The sequence below is a fragment of the Hydrocarboniphaga sp. genome (assembly GCF_965279055.1).
Classification (GTDB): domain Bacteria; phylum Pseudomonadota; class Gammaproteobacteria; order Nevskiales; family Nevskiaceae; genus Hydrocarboniphaga.
This window is the reverse complement of record NZ_OZ257125.1, coordinates 3,840,622-3,858,794: the sequence shown is the minus strand read 5'-3', so window position 1 is coordinate 3,858,794 and position 18,173 is coordinate 3,840,622. Positions and strand designations below refer to the sequence as shown.

Genomic DNA, 18,173 nt, shown 5'->3' with positions numbered 1-18,173 from the left:
TGCCGGACGGGCCGCCGGTGCGAGGTCCTATAATCCGGCCATGGAACCTTTACTGCCTTACACCGACCTCGCCGACGCGCTCGACAAGCTCGGCTCGCCCGAAGAGGCCTCGGAATTTCACGGCACGCTGTGCGGCGCGCTGTGCGTGCAGGACGCGGCCGATCTGAACCCGGTGGATCTGATCGACGCCGACCTCGATGAATATCGCCCCGACGCCGACGCCGAGGCGCTGCTGAAACGCCTCGGCAGCCGCACGCTGCAGGCGCTGACCTCGTCGGAGATGAGCTTCGCGCCGCTGCTGCCCGGCGACGAGCTGCCGCTGGCGACGCGTGTGCAGGCGCTGACGCTATGGTGCCAGGGCTTTCTGTACGGGCTGTCGAGCCGCAAGAAGATCGATCTGGCGAGCTGCTCAGAAGAGCTGCGCGAAATCGTCCACGACCTGGCGCAGTTCACCCAGGCCGGGCTCGAGGCCGGCGACAACGAAGAGCTGGAGGAAACCGCCTACGCCGAGCTGGTCGAATACATCCGCGTCGGCGCGCAGCTGGTGTTTCTCGAACTCAATCCGAACACGCATCGCTCCGGCGGCAACGACGCCGGGCATCCGACCCTGCATTAGGCAACCTCTGATGACCTTGAGCACACAGCAAGCCCGCGAACACGCCCGCCGTCGCAAGGAGCTGATGCGCCGCATCGGCGTTGATGCGGTCGCGATCATCCCGGCGTCCAGCGAAGTGGTGCGCGCGCGCGACACGCATTTCCGCTTCCGTCAGAACAGCGACTTCCAGTATCTGAGCGGCTTCCCCGAGCCCGATGCGATCGCGGTGCTGGCGCCGGGGCGCAAGGACGGCGAGTTCGTGCTGTTCACGCGGCCGCGCGACAAGGACAGCGAGATCTGGCACGGCCGCCGCGCCGGCCCCGAAGGCGCGATTGCGGACTACGGCGCCGATCAGGCTTTCAACATCGGCGAGCTGGAAACGCAGTTGCCGAAGCTGCTCGCGGGCCGCGAGGCGGTGCATTACAGCCTCGGCGAATTCACCGAACTGGATGCCAAGATCACCGGCATCGTGCGCTACCTGCGCGAAGTGTCACGCCGCGGCGCGGCGGCGCCGACCTGCTTCGTCGCGCTCGACGTGACGCTGCACGAAATGCGCTTGTTCAAGAGCAAGGCCGAAATCGCGCTGATGAAGAAGGCCGCCGAGGTCTCGGCGCGCGCGCACGTCCGTGCGATGCAGATGGCACGTCCGGGACGCTTCGAGTGGCAGGTGATGGCCGAGATCCAGAGCGAGTTCGAGCGCGAGAACATGCAGCCGGGCTACGGCAGCATCGTCGGTGGCGGCGACAACGCCTGCATCCTGCACTACACCGAAAACAACATGGCGCTGCGTGACGGCGACCTGTTGCTGATCGACGCCGGCGGTGAATATCAGGGCTATACCGCGGACATCACGCGCACGTTCCCGATCAACGGCAAGTTCAGCGCCGCGCAGAAAGCGGTTTACGAGATCGTGCTCGAGGCCAACAAGGTCGCGATCAAGACCCTGAAAGCCGGCGCCTCGGTCGGCAAGCCGCACGAAGTCGCCACGCGGGTGCTCACCGAAGGCATGGTCGACATCGGCCTGCTCAAGGGCAAGGTCGACGATCTGATCGCGCAGGAAAAGCACCGCCAGTTCTACATGCACGGCACCGGCCACTGGCTGGGCATGGACGTGCACGACGTCGGCCGCTACAAGCTGGCCGGCAAGTACCGCAAGTTCGAGCCCGGCATGATCATGACGGTCGAGCCCGGCCTGTACATCGCACCTGGCACGCCGAACGTCGACGAGAAGTTCTGGGGCATCGGCATCCGCATCGAGGACGACGTGCTGGTCACCGACGCCGCGCCGGAAGTGCTGACCGGCGGCGTGCCCAAGGGCGTCAGGGAAATCGAAGCGTTGATTGCGGCGGCATGATGGGCTGGCGCAGCAAAAATCCGTTCCTCCCGAGTAGCCGCGCAGCGGCGTATCGAGGGACGCAGCCGGCTCCGGTGTCTCGATACGCGCCTTCGGCGCTACTCGACACGAACGGGCTGAGCTTGTGACATCCGCCGCCCAGACCTGCGACATCGCGATCATCGGCGGCGGCCTGGTCGGTGCCAGCCTCGCGGTCGCGCTGGCGCCGCTGAATTTGCGCATCGTGCTGATCGAGGCCACGCCGCCGCCGCGCGGCGCGCCGAGTTGGGACGAGCGCTGCATCGCGCTCAACGCGGCCTCGCAGCAGATCGTGGCCGGCCTCGGATTGTGGGACGCGCTGAGGCCGTCGGCTGTGCCGATCCTGTCGACGCATATTTCCGAGCGCGGCCGTTTCGGCGTCGCGCGTTTCACGGCCGAGCAGGCCGGCCTGCCGGCGCTGGGCTACAACGTACCGATACGCGCGATCGGCGCGGTATTCGCAGACGCCGCGGCGAAAACCTCGATGCAAACCCTGATGCCGGCGAAGCTGAAGTCGCTGCTGCCGGCCGGTGACGTCGTGCGTCTGGGTGTGAACACGCAAGAAGGCGAAATCGAGCTGCAGGCGCAACTGGTGATCGCCGCCGACGGCGCGCGCTCGACGGTGCGCGAGCTGCTCGGCATCGGCGCCGAAACGCGCGACTACCAGCAGAGCGCGATCGTCACCGCGATCCGGCCGCAGCGTGCGCATCGCGGTGTCGCCTACGAGCGCTTCCTGCCGTCCGGGCCGCTGGCGGTTCTGCCCAAGCCCGACGACGCGCAGGGCCAGGCCTGCTCGCTGGTGTGGACCGTCGCCAGCGAAAATTGCGCGGGCTATCTGGCGCTCGACGACGAGCAGTTTCTTGCCGCCGCCGAAGACGCTTTCGGTGAACGTCTCGGCCGCTTCACCGCGCTCGGCCGTCGCGTCGCGTATCCGCTGGAGCGCGTCATCAGCGAACGCCTGAGCGCGCCGCGCGTGCTGTTCCTGGGCAATGCCGCGCAGTCGCTGCATCCGGTCGCGGCCCAGGGCTTCAACCTCGGGCTGCGCGATGTCGCGAACCTGGCCGAGGTGCTCGCCGAGCCCGGCGATCGCGGCACCAGCGAGCGCCTGGCGCGCTACGAGGCGCAGCGCGAACGCGATCGCGCGCGTGTCGCCGGTTTCACCGACGGCCTGGTGCGCCTGTTCTCCAACGCGGTGCCGGGCCTGCGCGCCTTGCGTCATCTCGGCCTGCTGGCGCTGGACCTGACGCCGCCGCTGAAGCAGGCCGTGCTGCAGCAGAACCTGGGCTACGGCGCCTCGGTTCCGGCCCTGGCGCGTCGGCATGGCTGATCGCTGCGATATCGCCGTCGTCGGCGGCGGCGTGGTCGGCGCGGCGGCGGCGCTGGCGTTGAGCCGCGCCGGCTTCGACGTGCAGCTGATCGAACGCGGCATGCCGCCAGCGCTGCCGTCCGAGGAATACGACCCGCGTGTCTACGCGATCGCGCCTTCATCGGCTGCGCTGCTGCGTGAACTCGACGTCTGGCCGCAGCTGCCGGCGCAGCGGCTGTGCGCCTACCAGCGCATGCGCGTCTGGGAATCGGCGCCGGAACGCGCGCTCGCCTTCGACGCCGCCGACGTTGGCGAAAGCCAGCTCGGCTGGATCGCCGAGCAGTCGCAGCTGCTGGCGGCGTTGTGGCGGGCGTTGCCGGCCGGCGTCGCGCGCACGAACACGTCTGTCGATGGCGCGAGTTTCGAGCAGGGCGCGTTGCTGCAGCTGTCCGGCGGCGACCTGCAGGCACGCCTGGTGATTGCCGCCGAAGGCGCGGGTTCGCCGCTGCGCGAGCGCGCCGGCATCGTCACCACGCAGCGCGAATACGAACAGCTGGCGCTGGTCGCGCATGTAACGACCCGCGAGCCGCATCGCGGCCTCGCGCTACAGCGTTTCCTGCCGGGCGGACCGCTGGCATTCCTGCCGCTGGCCGACGGCCGTCGCTCGATCGTCTGGTCGCTGCCGGTGGACGAAGCGCGCCGTCTGCAGGCGCTGCCGCAGGATGAATTCCACCAGCAGCTGGCCAGCGCGATCCAGTTCGAGACCGGCGACATCGTCGACTCGACGCCGCGCGCGCTGTTCCCGCTGCGGCTGATGCACGCGACCGAATACGTGCGCGATGCGCTGGCGCTGGTCGGCGACAGTGCGCACGTGGTCCATCCGCTGGCCGGGCAGGGCGTGAACCTGGGCCTGGCCGACGTCGCCGAGCTGCTTCGCGTGCTGACCGGGGCACGCGAGCAGCGCAGCGACTGGGCCGGCGCGCGCGTGCTGCGTCGCTACGAGCGCGCGCGCAAGGCGGCGAACCTGGAGATGCTGGCGCTGACCGATCTGCTGGATCGCTCGTTCCGCAGCGTCGTGCCTGGACTGCCGCGCGTGCTCGACGCCGGCCTGGCGCTGCTCGACCGCATCGCACCGGCCAAGCAGGCGCTGATCCGGCGCGCGCTGGCTTAGCACAAAAAACGGCGGGTCACGCCCGCCCTACGAATGCTCCCGTAGGGCGGGCGTGACCCGCCGCCTTTCAGTGCCGCCGATTACTCGAACGCGAAATCGGAGATCGGCAGACGCGTTAGCGAGCGGCTCGGCTTGACCATCGACGTCGCATGGCCCTTGGCGCGCGGCAGCAGGTGGTCGAAGTAGAAGCGCGCGGTGGCGATCTTGGCCTTGTAGAACTCCGGCGATTCGCTGCCGTTGCCCTGGGTCAGCTTGCTGCCGGCGATGTGGGCCTGCAGCGCCCAGAAGTAGGCCATCATCACGTAGCCCGAATACATCAGGAAGTGATGGCTGGCGGCGCTGACCACGTCGCGATCCTTGCGCGCCATCAGCATCAGCCGCATCGTCAGCACGTTCCACTCGGCCGCGTACTTGGCCAGCGTCGTCGCCATGATGCGGGTCTTCGGATTGCGCAGGTTGTCGACCGCGAACTTGGCGATCATCGCGGTGAACTCACGCACCGCGCCGCCGCGGGTCATGATCAGCACCTTGCGGCCGAGCAGGTCCAGCGCCTGGATGCCGGTGGTGCCTTCGTAGATCGTGGCGATGCGCGCGTCGCGTGCGATCTGCTCCATGCCGTGTTCCTTGATGTAGCCGTGGCCGCCGAACACCTGGATGCCCTGATTCGCCGCCTCCAGGCCCATTTCGGTGAGGAAGCCCTTGATGATCGGCGTGAAGAAGCCGAGCTTGTCGTCCCACTTCTTGTACTTCTTGGCATCGCCTTCGATGATGCCGTTGACCATGTGGTCGGCGTACTGCGCGCAGAAGTAGATCATCGCGCGGCCGCCTTCGGCGAAGGCCTTCTGCGTCAGCAGCATGCGCCGCACGTCGGCGTGATGGATGATCGCGTCGGCGACTTTTTCCGGCTCCTTCTTGCCGGACAGCGCGCGCATCGAGCGGCGTTCCTTGGCATAGGCCAGCGCGCCCTGGAACGACAGCTCGGCATGGCACACGCCCTGGATCGCGGTGCCGATGCGCGCGGTGTTCATGAACGTGAACATCGCCTCCAGGCCCTTGTTCGGCTCGGCGATCAGCCAGGCCCGGGATTGCTCGAAGTTGATCACCGCCGTGGCCGAGGCCTTGATGCCCATCTTGTGTTCGAGCGCGCTGCAGACCACGTTGTTGAACTCGCCGACCGAACCATCCGCCGTCGGCAGATGCTTCGGAATGATGAACAGCGAAATGCCGCGCGTGCCCGCGGGCGCGTCGGGGAGGCGCGCGAGCACCACGTGGACGATGTTCTCGGCCAGGTCGTGATCGCCGGCCGAGATGAAGATCTTGGTGCCGGTGACGCGGTAGCTGCCGTCCGCATTGGCCTCGGCGCGGGTCTTGACCTGGCCCAGGTCGGTGCCGCACTGCGGCTCGGTCAGGCACATCGTGCCGGTCCAGCGGCCTTCGGTCAGCGGCGTCAGGTAGGTGTTCTTCAGCTCGGCGGACGCGTGCTGCAGGATCGTGTTCATCGCGCCCAGCGACAGGCCGGGGTACATGCCGAACGACCAGTTGGCGGTGCCGACCATTTCGGTCTTCAGCAGGCCCAGCGACATCGGCATGCCCTGGCCGCCGTATTCGGTCGGGTGCGACAGGCCCTGCCAGCCGCCGGCGACCCACTGCTCGTAGGCCTCCTTGAAGCCCTTGGGCGTGGTGACCTTGCCGTTTTCGAGTTTGCAGCCTTCGTCGTCACCGGAGAGGTTGATCGGCGACAGCACTTCTTCGCAGTACTTGGCGCATTCCTCGAGAATCGCGTTGACGGTGTCCGGGTCGGCGTCCTTGCCGTTGGCCAGCGCGGCGTAGTGCGCCGGGTAGTCGAACACTTCGTTGATCTGGAAGCGGATGTCGCGCAGCGGAGCTTTATAGGCGGGCATGGGGGAAGGCCTGGGCTAAAAATGTGGGGGCGATTGTGCGTATGCAGCAAAGGCGAAGCATTGGCCTTGGTGCCGGACCGACACTGGTTGGAGAGTCGGGCCGATTCAAGTGGATCGGCGCTGTCGCGCGACCGGCGGCTTCAGTTAGACTGACCTCCGGCAACAGACCCCGCGAAAGAGACCGCCCTGATTTTTCGGGCGGCGCCGAAGGCGCAACCGCCCGGAATCGCTCAGGCAAAAGGATCGCGTGGTCTGCCGACTCTGGAGAGCGACGCTGCCTCGTGCAACGTCCACCGATGGGGCAAAGCTCAGCGCCGGCAGCAGCGGCGCCGCTGGAACTCTCAGGTCCGGACCGCAAGGTTCGGAAGGACAGACGGGGCGATACGGCGACACCTGGCACGTCCAGGCGTGGCCTCGACCCTCACGTCTGTCCGACAAGCGAGTTGCCCGCATGCTCAAGCACACCGCGCTGCATTCCGAACACCAGCGCCTCGGCGCCCGCCTGGTCGATTTCGCCGGCTGGGACATGCCGATCCAGTACCAGAGCCAGCTCGACGAGCACCACGCGGTGCGCAGCGCCGCCGGCATGTTCGACGTCGCGCACATGTCGGCGGTGGATCTGCACGGCGCGCGCACGCGCGACTTCCTGCGCCAGCTGCTGGCCAACGACGTCGCCAAGCTGAAAGTGCCGGGCAAGGCGCTGTACAGCTGCATGCTGCGCGAGGACGGCGGCATCCTCGATGATCTGATCGTTTATTTTTTGAGCGAGGACTGGTTCCGCCTCGTCGTCAACGCCGGCACCACCGACAAGGACCTGGCCTGGATCAAGGCCAAGGCCGCGGATTTCGGCGTCAGCGTTACCTATCGCGACGACCTCGGCATCCTCGCGGTGCAGGGGCCGCAGGCGCGCGCGATCGTCGCGCGGCATCTGCCGAGCCAGCTCGCCGAAGCCAGCCTCGCGCTGCTCGCGTTCCAGGCCGCCTATGAAGGCGAGCTGTTCGTCGGCCGCACCGGCTACACCGGCGAAGACGGCTTCGAGCTGATCCTGCCGCACGCCGACCTGGTCGCGCTGTGGAGCAAGCTGCTGGCCGATGGCGTCAAGCCCTGCGGCCTCGGCGCGCGCGACACGCTGCGCCTGGAAGCCGGCATGAATCTGTACGGTCTGGACATGGACGAGAGTGTGCATCCGCTCGAAGCCGGCCTTGGCTGGACCGTGGCCTGGGCGCCGGAGGATCGCGATTTCATCGGCCGCAAGGCGATCGAAGCCTATCGTGCGGCCAGCCCGAAAGTCTTCGTCGGCATCCTGCTCGAAGGCCGCGGCGTGATGCGCTCGCACATGAAAGTGCGCTTTGCCGAGGGCGGCGTCGGCGAGACCACCAGCGGCGGTTTTTCGCCGACGATGAAGCAGTCGATCGCGCTGGCGCGGGTCGATGCACAACATGCCGGTGCCTGCGAGGTCGAAATCCGCGGGCAATGGGTTGCGGCACGTATCGTGAAAGCGCCGTTCGTGCGCCACGGCAAAGTTCTGATTTAAGTCATCACTTAGCGACACTCAATCTCTGGAGAGACCGGATGAGCAATATCCCCGCTGACCTGAAGTACGTCACCAGCCACGAATGGATCAAGCTGGAAGCCGACGGCACGCTGCTGATCGGCATCACCGACCACGCCCAGGGCGCGCTCGGCGATCTGGTGTTCGTGGACGTGCCCAAGGTCGGCCGTGTACTGGCCGCGCACGAGGCCTGCGCGGTGGTCGAGTCGGTCAAGGCCGCCTCCGATGTCTACGCGCCGATCGCCGGCGAAGTCGTCGCGATCAACGAGGCCCTGGCCGGTGCGCCGGAACTGCTCAACAGCGACCCTTACGGCGCCGGCTGGATGTGGAAGATGAAGCCGGCCAACGCCGCGGATCTCGACGCGCTGCTGGACTCGGCGGGTTACGCGAAAGTTCTAGAGACTGCCTAATGCTTTAACCCTCTCCCCTTGTGGGAGGGTGGCCCGGAGGGCCGGGAGAGGGGTTGTGTAGCGCGACCTTGCAACCCCTCTCCCGTCGCTGCGCGACACCCTCTCCCACAGGGGGAGAGGGGAATGTACTTCCTCGATCAACTGACGATCCTCATGCCCTTTATCCCTCACACCGAAACCGATGTCGCCAACATGCTGTCGGCGATCAAGGCCCCGAACTTCGACGCGCTGTTCGACGAAATCCCGGCCGAACTGCGCTGCGGCCCGCTCGCGCACGTGCCGGCGCGACTCACCGAAATGGAAGTTGCGCGGCTGATGCATGGCCGTGCGCACCAGGACCGCCACGGCCTGAGTTTCATCGGCGCCGGTGCCTACGAGCATCACATTCCGGCGGCCGTGTGGGAGATCACCACGCGCGGCGAGTTCTACAGCGCGTACACGCCCTACCAGGCCGAAGCCAGCCAGGGCACGCTGCAGTTGCTGTACGAATTCCAGAGCATGATGACGGCGCTGACCGGCATGGACGTCAGCAACGCGTCGATGTACGACGGCGCCTCGGCGCTGGCCGAATCGGTGCTGATGGCCGAGCGCGCGCACAAGGACGGCAAGCGCAAGGTCGTGGTGCCGCGCACGCTGCATCCTTTGTATCGCAAGGTACTGTTCGCGCTGATCGATGCGCAGAAGATCGACATCGTCGAACTGCCGGTCGATGGCAGCGGCCGTACCGATCGCGCCGCGCTCGAAGCGCTGCAGGCCGGCAGCTTCACGTCACTGGTGATTCCGCAGCCGAACTTCTTCGGCGCTTATGAAGACGTCGACGCGCTGACCGACATCGCGCGCGCCAAGGGCGCGATGGTGATTGCGGTGGTCAACCCGGTGTCGCTCGCCGTGCTCAAGCCGCCCGGCGAATGGGGCGCGACCGGCGCCGACATCGTCTGCGGCGATGGCCAGCCGCTGGGCGCACCGCTGTCGTCGGGCGGCCCCTATTTCGGCTTCCTGACCGCGAAGCAGGAATTCGTGCGGCAGATGCCGGGCCGCATCGTCGGCCGCACTGTCGATCTCGATGGCAAGCCCGGGTTCACGCTGACCTTGCAGGCTCGCGAGCAGCACATCCGCCGCAGCAAGGCGACGTCGAACATCTGCACCAACCAGGGCCTGCTGGTCACCGCGGCGACGATCCATATGTCGCTGCTCGGCGCCGAGGGCCTGGCGCGCGTTGCCAGCGCCAGCGTCCGCCACACCGAGGAACTCGCCAATCTGCTGTGCGAGATTCCGGGCGTGACGCGCGTGTTCGATGCGCCGGTATTCCATGAGGTGGCCATCCGTCTGCCCAGGCCGGTCGGCGCCGTGCTGTCAGCGCTGGCCGCGACTGAGGCGCTCGCCATTCTCGGCGGCTTCGACTTGTCGGCCGACTACCCCGAGCTGGGCGACTCGCTGCTGATCTGCGCCACCGAAACCAAGACGCCGGCTGACCTTCGGCATTACCGCGACGCGCTTGCCGCCGTCCTCATCTAGAGAACCGGAATCCCAACATGTCCGAGCCCCTGATCTTCGAACGCTCCTCCGCTGGCCGCGGTGCCTACGCGCAGCGCCCCGCCGTCGCCGCCGATGCAACGCTGGTTCCCGAAGCGCTACGCCGCAAGACGCCCCCGGTGATGCCGGAAGTCTCCGAGCTGCAGGCAGTGCGTCACTACACGCGACTGTCCAAGCGCAATTTTTCGATCGATACGCACTTCTACCCGCTGGGTTCGTGCACGATGAAATACAACCCGCGCGCCTGCAATACCTTGGCGATGCTGCCGGAATTCCTGGCAAGGCATCCGCTGGCGCCGATGTCGCACAGCCAGGGATTTCTCGCCTGCATGTATGACCTGCAGGAAATTCTGAAAGACGTCACCGGCATGGCCGGCGTGAGCCTGACGCCGATGGCCGGCGCGCAGGGCGAGTTCGCCGGCGTGGCGATGATCCGCGCCTATCACCGTGCCCGCGGCGACAGCGCGCGCACCGAAATCCTGGTGCCCGACGCCGCGCACGGCACCAATCCGGCGACCGCGACGATGATGGGTTACACCACGCGCGAGATCCCGACCAACAGCGAAGGCGACGTCGACATCGAGGCGCTGCGCAAAGCGGTCGGCCCGCACACCGCGGGCATCATGCTGACCAATCCGAGCACGCTCGGCGTGTTCGAGCGCCGCATCAAGCAGATCGCCGGCATCGTCCACGAAGCCGGCGGCCTGCTCTATTACGACGGCGCCAATCTCAACGCGATTCTCGGCAAGGTGCGGCCCGGCGACATGGGCTTCGACGTGATCCACATGAACCTGCACAAGACTTTCAGCACGCCACACGGCGGCGGCGGCCCGGGTGCCGGTGCAGTCGGCGTGTCGCAGCGACTGCTGCCGTTCATGCCCATTCCGCTGGTCGGCAAGTTCGACGACAGCTATCGCTGGCTGGACGAGCGCGACCTGCCGCAGTCGATCGGCCGTCTTTCCACGTTCATGGGCAACGCCGGCGTGCTGATCCGCGCCTACGTGTATGCGCGCATGCTCGGCCGCGACGGCATGCAGCGCGTCGCCGAGTACGCGACGCTCAACGCCAACTACCTGATGGCGCGCCTGCGCGACAAGGGCTTCGACCTGGCCTTCCCGGGCCGTCGCGCCAGCCACGAGTTCATCATCACGCTGAAGCGCCAGAAACAGCAGATCGAACTGACCGCGACGGATGTGGCCAAGCGTCTGCTCGACTATGGTTTCCACGCGCCGACGGTGTATTTCCCGCTGCTGGTGCCGGAGTGCCTGCTGATCGAACCGACCGAAACCGAAGACAAGGCCACGCTCGATCTGTTCGTCGACGCGCTGGTCGCGATCTGGGCGGAAGCCAAACGCGACATCGCTTACGTCAAGGGCGCGCCGTACACGATGCCGGTGCGCCGCCTCGACGACGTGCGCGCCGCAAGGCAGCTGGATATCCGGTACCAGCCGAAGGCTTAGGTAGGCAATTCTTTGCCGACGTGAGGCCCTCGCGCACCCGTACACATCCAATGCGCAAATAGCGCCCGCATAGCGGCAAGAGGCCTCCATTGCGCATCGGATCGACATGTCGGCAAAGGATTGCCGACCTACGGCCCTAACCGACGTTACGGATCTTTCTGGTAGTTCGGAGAGCGCGGGCCGTACAGCATCCCAGCGGGTCGGCCTGCCGCGAGCAGCCGGGCGCTGGTCGTGGCCGCCACATTGTGGCTGGCATCGGTGGAATGCTCGATGATCTGGCTAACGATCGCCGTCACCAGCAAGCCAACCAGGCCGCCGCCGGATGAATTGCGGTTCTCGGCGCTCGATGCTGTCGCAGTTCCCTCCCAGAGCAACGCCCCGGTGCGCAGATCAACGAGGCGTCCGTCGGCGGCCACGACGCTTTCGCTGCCGATGACCTGGTAGACCGTGCCGTATTTCTTGATGTTGATGTAGAGCGCAGAGTCGGCGCCGAAGATTTCGTGCAACTTGGCGATCGGAACCGTTGCCACGTCTTCGGGATTGCTAAGGCCGTTCTGGCGAAACGTTTCATCGACCAGCGTGACGGGCAGCACGTAGTACCCCGACTCGGCCAGCGGCAGCGTCATTTGTGACAGGACGCTGTAACTCGCGTTTACCGCTGTCGAGGTGTTGACCGGTGGAAGAATGAGTATCGACGTCGGTCGGCTCTGCCGGAACGCGGTGTAGTCGTAGGATGCCGGTGTCACGCAGCCTGTCAGCAGCGCAAGCGACGCTAGGCTGATCAGAGCAGCCGAACTGCGAAGGATATTCATCGTGGTCTAGCCCTGGTTCTGGTCGAATTTCTTGAGCAAGAAATCCATGTAGGGTTTCGATTCCGGGAATTGTGCTTCTTCGGTCTGGAATGCGGCCCTTGCCTTGTCCGCCTGCCCGGATTTCAGATACAGCAAGCCCAGGTGCGCATTGAAGCCTGGCGGCAGCGCTTCGCCTTTCGCGAGCGCTTGCTGGACGGTTGCCTCGAGCTTGATTTGTTGTGCCTCTATGCTCTGGCCATCACCCTGGAAATACGCATAAACCTCGGGCTGATAGTCGCCCCAGTGATAAAGCGGTTTGGGCTGCGTCACGCACGCGGTCAGGGCGAGGAGCGACAGCGCGCCCACGCTACGTCCGATACGCTGAAACCCGGTCGCCCTCATGTCTTTGTCTCCCCAATTCATACGTACCCCCGTACGTTTAACAGCGCTAGTCAGAAAGTAATTACTTGACCGGTTTCCATGCGCCCGAATCGACGTTCGCGACCAAGTTGTTGACGGCCTCGCGTATGGCCAGATCCAGGACCTTGCCGTTGAGCGTCGAGTCATAGCTGGCCGTCCCCCCGAATCCGATGATTTCGCGGTTGGACAGGCTGTATTCGCCGCTGCCCTGCGAGGAGAAGACGACTTCGGAGCTGCTGACATCGACGATGTTCAGGCTAACCTTGGCGTAGGCGATCTGCTGCTTGCCGTTACCCAGGATGCCGAACAGTTGGTGGTCGCCGACCTCTTTGCGACCGAACTCGGTGACGTCGCCCGTCACCACGTAGTCAGCGCCCTTCAGTTTTTGCGCGTTACCCGAAAGCTTTGCCTCCTGACCGATCTCGGACATGTTGTCGCGGTCCAGCACCCTGAATCGGCCGGTCTGCTGCAAATGGGAGATCAGGATGGTCTTGGCTTGTCCCCCGAGCTGATCAGCTCCGTCAGAGAAGATTCCCCTCAAATAGCTGGAGCGGTTGTCGAACTTGCCGACGGCGATCGGGCTGCGCTGACCCTGGTAGACCGACCCGGCTGAAGTCACTTTCGGGACTTCGAGCGTCCGGGAGCTTTCGGTCGCGCATGCCGCGAGCATGCTGGCCGCCGCAATCGAGACACTGAAAATCAATTTGTTCATTGGTCGAGTCCTTGAGATGGTGGGAAGCGAGCGCGCAGCTCAGGCCGGGTTCGCTTTTTTTGCCGGATATCCGTCTGATGCCTGCCTGAAGCCGTCTGTGGCGACCGCGTTTAGCACGACCACCCCAGTGGCGCCGATACAAGGGGACTCGTCAGTGACCCAATCGGCACCGATCCTGTAGCGGAGTGTATTGAGATTGGATCGACCCATTCGGGCCAGATCGACCGTCGACGCTCACAGCGCTCCCGATTGATCCGGCATCTGAATCCCCCGACTCAGACGCTGGTCCCCACTCCCAAAGAGCATATCGGGGTGCGGCAATCTGTCAATTGCAGTGAATCGGCAATCGCAATCCGAATGCCGGTTCCGCGGTATTGCGGCATCGTGACAGCCCGGGCCTCAGCAGGTCGGAATGCGGAGTGGCAACGCCCCAAGTATGCTCGCAGCCAGGGCGGTTTCGGTCCTTATTAAAAACTTCTTAGGAGTTCGTGTGAGCGTTTTGATCTGCGGTTCCATGGCCTACGACACCATCATGGTGTTCCCCGGCTACTTCAAGAACGAAATCCTGCCGGACAAGGTGCACATCCTGAATGTGTCCTTCCTGGTGCCGCAGTTGCGCCGCGAGTACGGCGGCTGCGCCGGCAACATCGCCTACAACCTGCACCTGCTCGGCGGCGACGCGCTGCCGATGGCGACGGTCGGCAAGGACTTCGACATGTACGCGGCCTGGATGGAAAAGACCGGCGTGAACCCGTCCATGCTCAAGCGCATCGACGACGCCTACACCGCACAGGCCTACATCACCAACGATCTCGACGACAACCAGATCACCGCCTTCCATCCGGGCGCAATGAGCTTCTCGCACCAGCAGGACGTGCCGGCCAAGGGCATCAAGCTGGGTACGGTGTCGCCCGACGGCCGCGACGGCATGCTGCTGCATGCCAGGCAGTTCGCCGAGGCTGGCATTCCCTTCATCTTCGATCCGGGCCAGGGCTTGCCGATGTTCGGCGGCGACGAGTTGAAGGCCTTCATCGACCAGGCCAGCTATGTCGCGGTCAACGACTACGAAGCCGAGATGATCATCACCAAGACCGGCCTGACGCTGAAGCAGATCGGCGAGCGCGTCGAAGCGCTGATCGTCACGCGCGGCGGCAAGGGCTCGGAGATCTACACCAAGGGCAAGCTCTACGAGATCCCCTGCGCAAAGGCCGAATCGCTGGCCGACCCGACCGGCTGTGGCGACGCCTATCGCGGCGGCCTGCTGTACGGCCTGAGCCATGGCCTGGACTGGGAAACCACCGGCCGCGTGGCCTCGCTGATGGGCGCGATCAAGATCGAGCGCCTCGGCCCGCAGAACCACAAGTTCACGATGGACGGCTTCCGCGAGCGCTTCAAGGCGGAGTTCCATTACGACCTGAAATAGGGCGGCGTGCGGGCGGGGAAGGCGAGCTGCATGACCGGTTCGGCAGGGCCCCGCTCGGGGCCGTGCTAGACTGGTTGCAGATTTCTGCATTCCTGAGCGCCGATGCGCACCACACTCGATATCGATGACAGCCTGCTGGTCGAAGCCAAAGCGGTGGCGGCCCGTCGTCGTACATCGCTGACCGCGTTGATCGAAAAGGCGCTGCGCAGCGAGTTGAGCGGCAAGTCCAAGCTCCGGGCCAGCGGCACCAAGGTCGAACTGCCGCTGCTGCCTGGCGGCAAGGGCATGCTGCCAGGGGTTGATCCGACCTGGAGCCTGGGCAAGTGGGAAGAATGGCTGGATGAAAATCCCTGACGTGAACGTGCTGGTGGGCGCATTGAAACCCGATGCGCCGAACCACCGGCCCTGTAGCGAATGGTTGAAGAGCGCGCTGGAGCGGGATGAGTCCATTGGCCTGCTCGATGCCGCGGTGACGGGTTTCATCCGCCTTGTGACGTCGCCGAAGCTGTTCGCCGAGCCTGCGACCAGCCAGCAGGCTATCGCCAGCATCGATTTTCTGCTGGCCTTGCCCCAAGTGCGTTCGCTGCGTGCCAGCGAGGGTTACTGGGCCTGGTTCTGCAAGCTGTGCCGGGAAACCGGAGCCCGCGGAAATCTGATTTCCGACATCCATATCGCCGCCATTGCGCTGGAGCATGGTGCCGAGGTGGTCACGATGGATCGTGATTTCCTGCGTTTGCCTCCGGTTTCAGTTCAACTGTTGCGCCCCTGAAGAATTCCTAGAAAAACATGCTCACCGTCAAACTCAAGAAGAACGAAGACCGCCGCCTGCGCGCCGGTCACCTGTGGATCTATTCCAACGAAATCGACATCACCGAGACGCCGATCAAGGGCGTCGAGGCCGGCACGCTGTGCCGCTTCGCCGATACCCGCGGCAAGATTCTCGGCATCGGCTACATCAATCCGACGGCGCTGCTGTGCGGCCGGCTGCTGACCGGCAAGGCCGACGCGACCATCGACGTCGGCTGGTTCCAGCGCCGCCTGCAGTCGGCGCTGAACCTGCGCAAGCGCGTCTACCCGACGCCGCATTACCGCATGGTGTTCGGCGACAGCGACGGCCTGCCGGGCCTGGTCGTTGACCGTTACGACGACGTGCTCGTGGTGCAGTTGACCACCGCCGGCATGGAGCTGCTCAAGCCGCTGGTGCTGGACGCGCTGACCCGCGTGCTCAAGCCGCGCGGCATCTTGCTGCGCAACGACACCTCGGCGCGCGAGATCGAAGGCCTGTCGTCGTATGAAGAAGTCATCGGTGACGTGCCCGAAGTGGTCGATCTGGTCGAGTCCGGCGTCGCCTTCAAGGCGCCGATCCGCGGCGGCCAGAAGACCGGCTGGTTCTACGACCAGCATCTGAATCGCGATCGGCTGGACTCGTATTCCAAGGGCTCGCGTGTGCTCGACGTGTTCAGCTACGTCGGTGCCTGGGCGGTGCGTGCGGCCAGGTTCGGCGCCACCGAAATCGCCTGCGTCGACAGCTCCAAGCTGGCGCTGGACTCGGCCAAGGTCAACGCCGAACTCAACGGCTTCACCGTCGAAACCCATCAGGGCGAGGCGCTCGACGTGCTCAAGCGCCTGCGCGGCGAAGGCAAGCTCTACGACGTGGTCGTGGTCGATCCGCCGGCGCTGATCAAGCGCAAGCGCGACACCGACGCCGGCACCGAGCACTACGCGGCGCTGAACCGCCAGGCGATCCAGCTGCTGGCACCGGACGGCATTCTGATCAGCTGCTCCTGCTCGTTCCACATGGAGGCTTCCGAGCTGCAGCGCATCCTGCTGCGCGAGGCGCGCGCCGCCGGCCGCCGGCTGCAGATCCTGGAGCAGGGCGGGCAGGCGCAGGATCACCCGGTGCACCCGGCGATCCCCGAGACCAAGTACCTGAAGAGCTTCGTCTGCCGGCTGGCTTAAGCTCTCGGCTGCCCTGTAGGAGCGGACCCTGTCCGCGACTGAAGCCCCACCGGCACAGTCGCGGACAGGGTCCGCTCCTACAATCGCCGCGCCAACGACCCGATTACTAGGCTCCCATGATCAAGTACCCCCACATCGACCCCGTCGCCATCGCCCTGGGCCCGGTCAAGGTGCATTGGTACGGGCTGATGTACCTGCTCGGCTTCGGCGTCGGCTACTGGCTGTCGCTGCGCCGCGGCCGCCGCGACTTCACCCCGTTCAACAGCCAGCAGCTGTCGGATCTGCTGTATTTCATCGTGCTCGGCGTGATCCTCGGCGGGCGCATCGGCTATACCTTCTTCTACAACTACGACGCCGCCGGCCACCTGACGATCCTGCGCGATCCGCTGGTGATCTTCCGCATCTGGGAAGGCGGCATGTCGTTCCACGGTGGCCTGATCGGTGTGATCGTGGCGCTGGCCTGGTATGCGCACAGCCGCAAGCTGACGTTCGCCTATGTCGCGGACTTCATCACGCCGGTGGTGCCGGTCGGCCTGTTGTTCGGCCGCATCGGCAACTTCATCAACGCCGAACTGTGGGGCGCGCCGACGACACTGCCCTGGGCGATGGTCTTCCCGACCGATCCGCAGCAGCTGCCGCGGCATCCTTCGATGCTCTACGAAGCTTTTCTGGAAGGTTTCGTGCTGCTCTGCGTGCTGCTGTGGTTTTCGCGCAAGCCGCGGCCGCCGATGGCGGTGTCCGGGCTGTTCCTGCTGCTCTACGGCACGTTTCGCTGGGCGGTGGAGTTCGTGCGCACGCCGGATTCGCAGATCGGTTATCTGGCCTTCGGCTGGCTGACCATGGGCCAGATCCTGTGCATCCCGATGCTCGCCGCCGGCGCGCTGATGCTGGGTATTGCCTACGGCAGGCCGCCGCGGCGCCCGGCCTAAACCGGTTTTCGATTGCTGCGCAAGCCCCCTAGCGACTAAAATGGCCGGCTTTTCTACCGTCGGTCTGGCTCGCCGGCCGGCGGCGCCGCATTTTTCTGGCCCGGGAGTCTTCCCGGGCCCTACACCCGCTCCACCAAAATAGGATCATTCAGATGGCTGTCGAACGCACCCTCTCCATCATCAAGCCGGACGCTGTCGGCAAGAACGTCATTGGCCAGATCTACACGCGCTTCGAGCAGGCCGGTCTCAAGATCGTCGCGTCGCGCATGACCCACCTGACCGAAAAGGAAGCCGGCGGTTTCTACGCCGCCCACTCCGCGCGTGGCTTCTTCAAGGATCTGGTGGCGTTCATGGTCAGCGGCCCGGTCGTGATCCAGGTGCTGGAAGGCGAGAACGCGATCGCCAAGCACCGCGACATCATGGGTGCCACCGACCCGAAGAAGGCCGAAAAGGGCACGATCCGCGCCGATTTCGCCGACTCGATCGACGAGAATGCGGTTCACGGCAGCGACAGCGTCGAAGCCGCGGCGACCGAGATCGCCTACTTCTTCCGCGCCACCGAGCTGGCGCCGCGTACCCGCTAAGCGCATGAGGACGAGGCCGTGCAGGACCTGACCACCGAGTTGCAGAGCGCCGCCA

At 65.4% G+C, this 18,173-nt stretch carries 18 protein-coding genes and 2 riboswitches; of the genes, 14 read left to right on the top strand and 4 right to left on the bottom strand.

The genetic code is table 11. The features are described from left to right. Positions 1–40 precede the first annotated feature (40 nt). From ACQZF9_RS17395 to ACQZF9_RS17380, 4 genes are all read left to right on the top strand, one after another. Entirely contained in the window at positions 41–616 is a 576-nt protein-coding gene (locus ACQZF9_RS17395) for a UPF0149 family protein (protein WP_428310222.1), read from the top strand. A gap of 10 nt (positions 617–626) precedes the next feature. Next, positions 627–1,949 carry a Xaa-Pro aminopeptidase gene (gene pepP, locus ACQZF9_RS17390; protein WP_428310221.1) on the top strand — a complete coding sequence of 441 codons (1,323 nt, stop codon included), beginning with the start codon at positions 627–629 and terminating at the stop codon, positions 1,947–1,949. A gap of 124 nt (positions 1,950–2,073) precedes the next feature. Next, positions 2,074–3,294, top strand: a complete 1,221-nt coding sequence (gene ubiH / locus ACQZF9_RS17385) for a 2-octaprenyl-6-methoxyphenyl hydroxylase (protein ID WP_428310220.1) — start codon at positions 2,074–2,076, stop codon at positions 3,292–3,294. After that, positions 3,287–4,444: an FAD-dependent oxidoreductase gene (locus tag ACQZF9_RS17380; RefSeq protein WP_428310219.1), complete on the top strand. Its 1,158-nt coding sequence runs from the start codon at positions 3,287–3,289 to the stop codon at positions 4,442–4,444. Before ubiH ends, ACQZF9_RS17380 begins: the two co-directional genes overlap by 8 nt. A gap of 80 nt (positions 4,445–4,524) precedes the next feature. Here the strand turns inward: ACQZF9_RS17380 and ACQZF9_RS17375 are convergent, their stop codons facing one another. Further along, positions 4,525–6,345, bottom strand: a complete 1,821-nt coding sequence (locus tag ACQZF9_RS17375; RefSeq protein WP_428310218.1) for an acyl-CoA dehydrogenase C-terminal domain-containing protein — start codon at positions 6,343–6,345, stop codon at positions 4,525–4,527. Between the two features lie 162 nt (positions 6,346–6,507). After that, positions 6,508–6,601, top strand: a riboswitch (glycine riboswitch). A 4-nt stretch (positions 6,602–6,605) separates the two neighbouring features. Beyond that, a riboswitch (glycine riboswitch) is annotated at positions 6,606–6,719 on the top strand. 77 nt (positions 6,720–6,796) lie between these two features. Here ACQZF9_RS17375 and gcvT point away from each other — a divergent pair. From gcvT to gcvPB, 4 genes are all read left to right on the top strand, one after another. After that, positions 6,797–7,879: a glycine cleavage system aminomethyltransferase GcvT gene (gcvT, locus tag ACQZF9_RS17370; RefSeq protein WP_428310217.1), complete on the top strand. Its 1,083-nt coding sequence runs from the start codon at positions 6,797–6,799 to the stop codon at positions 7,877–7,879. Between the two features lie 38 nt (positions 7,880–7,917). Next, complete coding sequence (gcvH, locus tag ACQZF9_RS17365) at positions 7,918–8,307, top strand: glycine cleavage system protein GcvH (RefSeq protein ID WP_428310216.1); 390 nt, start codon at positions 7,918–7,920, stop codon at positions 8,305–8,307. 153 nt (positions 8,308–8,460) lie between these two features. After that, entirely contained in the window at positions 8,461–9,822 is a 1,362-nt protein-coding gene (gcvPA, locus tag ACQZF9_RS17360) for an aminomethyl-transferring glycine dehydrogenase subunit GcvPA (protein ID WP_428310215.1), read from the top strand. 17 nt (positions 9,823–9,839) lie between these two features. Beyond that, the gene (gene gcvPB, locus ACQZF9_RS17355; protein WP_428310214.1) at positions 9,840–11,300 is read left to right on the top strand and encodes an aminomethyl-transferring glycine dehydrogenase subunit GcvPB; all 1,461 of its coding nucleotides are present in this window, start codon (positions 9,840–9,842) and stop codon (positions 11,298–11,300) included. A 146-nt stretch (positions 11,301–11,446) separates the two neighbouring features. Here the strand turns inward: gcvPB and ACQZF9_RS17350 are convergent, their stop codons facing one another. The 3 genes from ACQZF9_RS17350 to ACQZF9_RS17340 are packed head-to-tail and all read right to left on the bottom strand — an operon-like array spanning position 11,447 to position 13,223. Continuing rightward, positions 11,447–12,112 carry a DUF799 domain-containing protein gene (locus ACQZF9_RS17350; RefSeq protein WP_428310213.1) on the bottom strand — a complete coding sequence of 222 codons (666 nt, stop codon included), beginning with the start codon at positions 12,110–12,112 and terminating at the stop codon, positions 11,447–11,449. Positions 12,113–12,118: 6 nt separating this feature from the next. Further along, positions 12,119–12,514 carry a DUF4810 domain-containing protein gene (locus tag ACQZF9_RS17345; RefSeq protein ID WP_428310212.1) on the bottom strand — a complete coding sequence of 132 codons (396 nt, stop codon included), beginning with the start codon at positions 12,512–12,514 and terminating at the stop codon, positions 12,119–12,121. A 40-nt stretch (positions 12,515–12,554) separates the two neighbouring features. After that, a complete protein-coding gene (locus ACQZF9_RS17340) occupies positions 12,555–13,223 on the bottom strand; it encodes a CsgG/HfaB family protein (RefSeq protein WP_428310211.1) in 669 nt (222 codons plus the stop codon). A gap of 490 nt (positions 13,224–13,713) precedes the next feature. Here ACQZF9_RS17340 and ACQZF9_RS17335 point away from each other — a divergent pair, with 490 nt between their 5' ends. The 6 genes from ACQZF9_RS17335 to ndk all read left to right on the top strand — a co-directional run bounded on the left by ACQZF9_RS17335 (position 13,714) and on the right by ndk (position 18,118). Next, a complete protein-coding gene (locus ACQZF9_RS17335; RefSeq protein ID WP_428310210.1) occupies positions 13,714–14,646 on the top strand; it encodes a carbohydrate kinase family protein in 933 nt (310 codons plus the stop codon). A gap of 102 nt (positions 14,647–14,748) precedes the next feature. Then, a complete protein-coding gene (locus ACQZF9_RS17330; RefSeq protein WP_428310209.1) occupies positions 14,749–15,000 on the top strand; it encodes a DUF6364 family protein in 252 nt (83 codons plus the stop codon). Then, positions 14,987–15,415, top strand: a complete 429-nt coding sequence (locus ACQZF9_RS17325; protein WP_428310208.1) for a TA system VapC family ribonuclease toxin — start codon at positions 14,987–14,989, stop codon at positions 15,413–15,415. The genes ACQZF9_RS17330 and ACQZF9_RS17325 overlap by 14 nt, the downstream gene beginning before the upstream one ends. Positions 15,416–15,432: 17 nt before the next feature. Further along, positions 15,433–16,605, top strand: a complete 1,173-nt coding sequence (locus ACQZF9_RS17320) for a class I SAM-dependent rRNA methyltransferase (RefSeq protein ID WP_428310207.1) — start codon at positions 15,433–15,435, stop codon at positions 16,603–16,605. A 116-nt stretch (positions 16,606–16,721) separates the two neighbouring features. After that, positions 16,722–17,534 (top strand): prolipoprotein diacylglyceryl transferase, encoded by an 813-nt coding sequence (gene lgt / locus ACQZF9_RS17315; protein ID WP_428310206.1) that lies wholly within the window; start codon positions 16,722–16,724, stop codon positions 17,532–17,534. Positions 17,535–17,686: 152 nt separating this feature from the next. Continuing rightward, positions 17,687–18,118 (top strand): nucleoside-diphosphate kinase, encoded by a 432-nt coding sequence (ndk, locus tag ACQZF9_RS17310; protein ID WP_428310205.1) that lies wholly within the window; start codon positions 17,687–17,689, stop codon positions 18,116–18,118. Positions 18,119–18,173: the final 55 nt, after the last annotated feature.

What these genes read in the sequence shown, in the direction of transcription:
- gcvH (WP_428310216.1), top strand. Translation starts at nt 7,918, where the DNA reads ATGAGCAATATCCCCGCTGACCTGAAGTACGTCACCAGCCACGAATGG.
- ACQZF9_RS17330 (WP_428310209.1), top strand. Translation starts at nt 14,749, where the DNA reads ATGCGCACCACACTCGATATCGATGACAGCCTGCTGGTCGAAGCCAAA.
- ACQZF9_RS17340 (WP_428310211.1), bottom strand. Translation starts at nt 13,223, where the DNA reads ATGAACAAATTGATTTTCAGTGTCTCGATTGCGGCGGCCAGCATGCTC.
- pepP (WP_428310221.1), top strand. Translation starts at nt 627, where the DNA reads ATGACCTTGAGCACACAGCAAGCCCGCGAACACGCCCGCCGTCGCAAG.
- gcvPB (WP_428310214.1), top strand. Translation starts at nt 9,840, where the DNA reads ATGTCCGAGCCCCTGATCTTCGAACGCTCCTCCGCTGGCCGCGGTGCC.
- ndk (WP_428310205.1), top strand. Translation starts at nt 17,687, where the DNA reads ATGGCTGTCGAACGCACCCTCTCCATCATCAAGCCGGACGCTGTCGGC.
- gcvPA (WP_428310215.1), top strand. Translation starts at nt 8,461, where the DNA reads ATGCCCTTTATCCCTCACACCGAAACCGATGTCGCCAACATGCTGTCG.
- ACQZF9_RS17350 (WP_428310213.1), bottom strand. Translation starts at nt 12,112, where the DNA reads ATGAATATCCTTCGCAGTTCGGCTGCTCTGATCAGCCTAGCGTCGCTT.
- ACQZF9_RS17395 (WP_428310222.1), top strand. Translation starts at nt 41, where the DNA reads ATGGAACCTTTACTGCCTTACACCGACCTCGCCGACGCGCTCGACAAG.
- ACQZF9_RS17380 (WP_428310219.1), top strand. Translation starts at nt 3,287, where the DNA reads ATGGCTGATCGCTGCGATATCGCCGTCGTCGGCGGCGGCGTGGTCGGC.
- lgt (WP_428310206.1), top strand. Translation starts at nt 16,722, where the DNA reads ATGATCAAGTACCCCCACATCGACCCCGTCGCCATCGCCCTGGGCCCG.
- gcvT (WP_428310217.1), top strand. Translation starts at nt 6,797, where the DNA reads ATGCTCAAGCACACCGCGCTGCATTCCGAACACCAGCGCCTCGGCGCC.
- ACQZF9_RS17375 (WP_428310218.1), bottom strand. Translation starts at nt 6,345, where the DNA reads ATGCCCGCCTATAAAGCTCCGCTGCGCGACATCCGCTTCCAGATCAAC.
- ACQZF9_RS17325 (WP_428310208.1), top strand. Translation starts at nt 14,987, where the DNA reads ATGAAAATCCCTGACGTGAACGTGCTGGTGGGCGCATTGAAACCCGAT.
- ACQZF9_RS17320 (WP_428310207.1), top strand. Translation starts at nt 15,433, where the DNA reads ATGCTCACCGTCAAACTCAAGAAGAACGAAGACCGCCGCCTGCGCGCC.
- ACQZF9_RS17345 (WP_428310212.1), bottom strand. Translation starts at nt 12,514, where the DNA reads ATGAATTGGGGAGACAAAGACATGAGGGCGACCGGGTTTCAGCGTATC.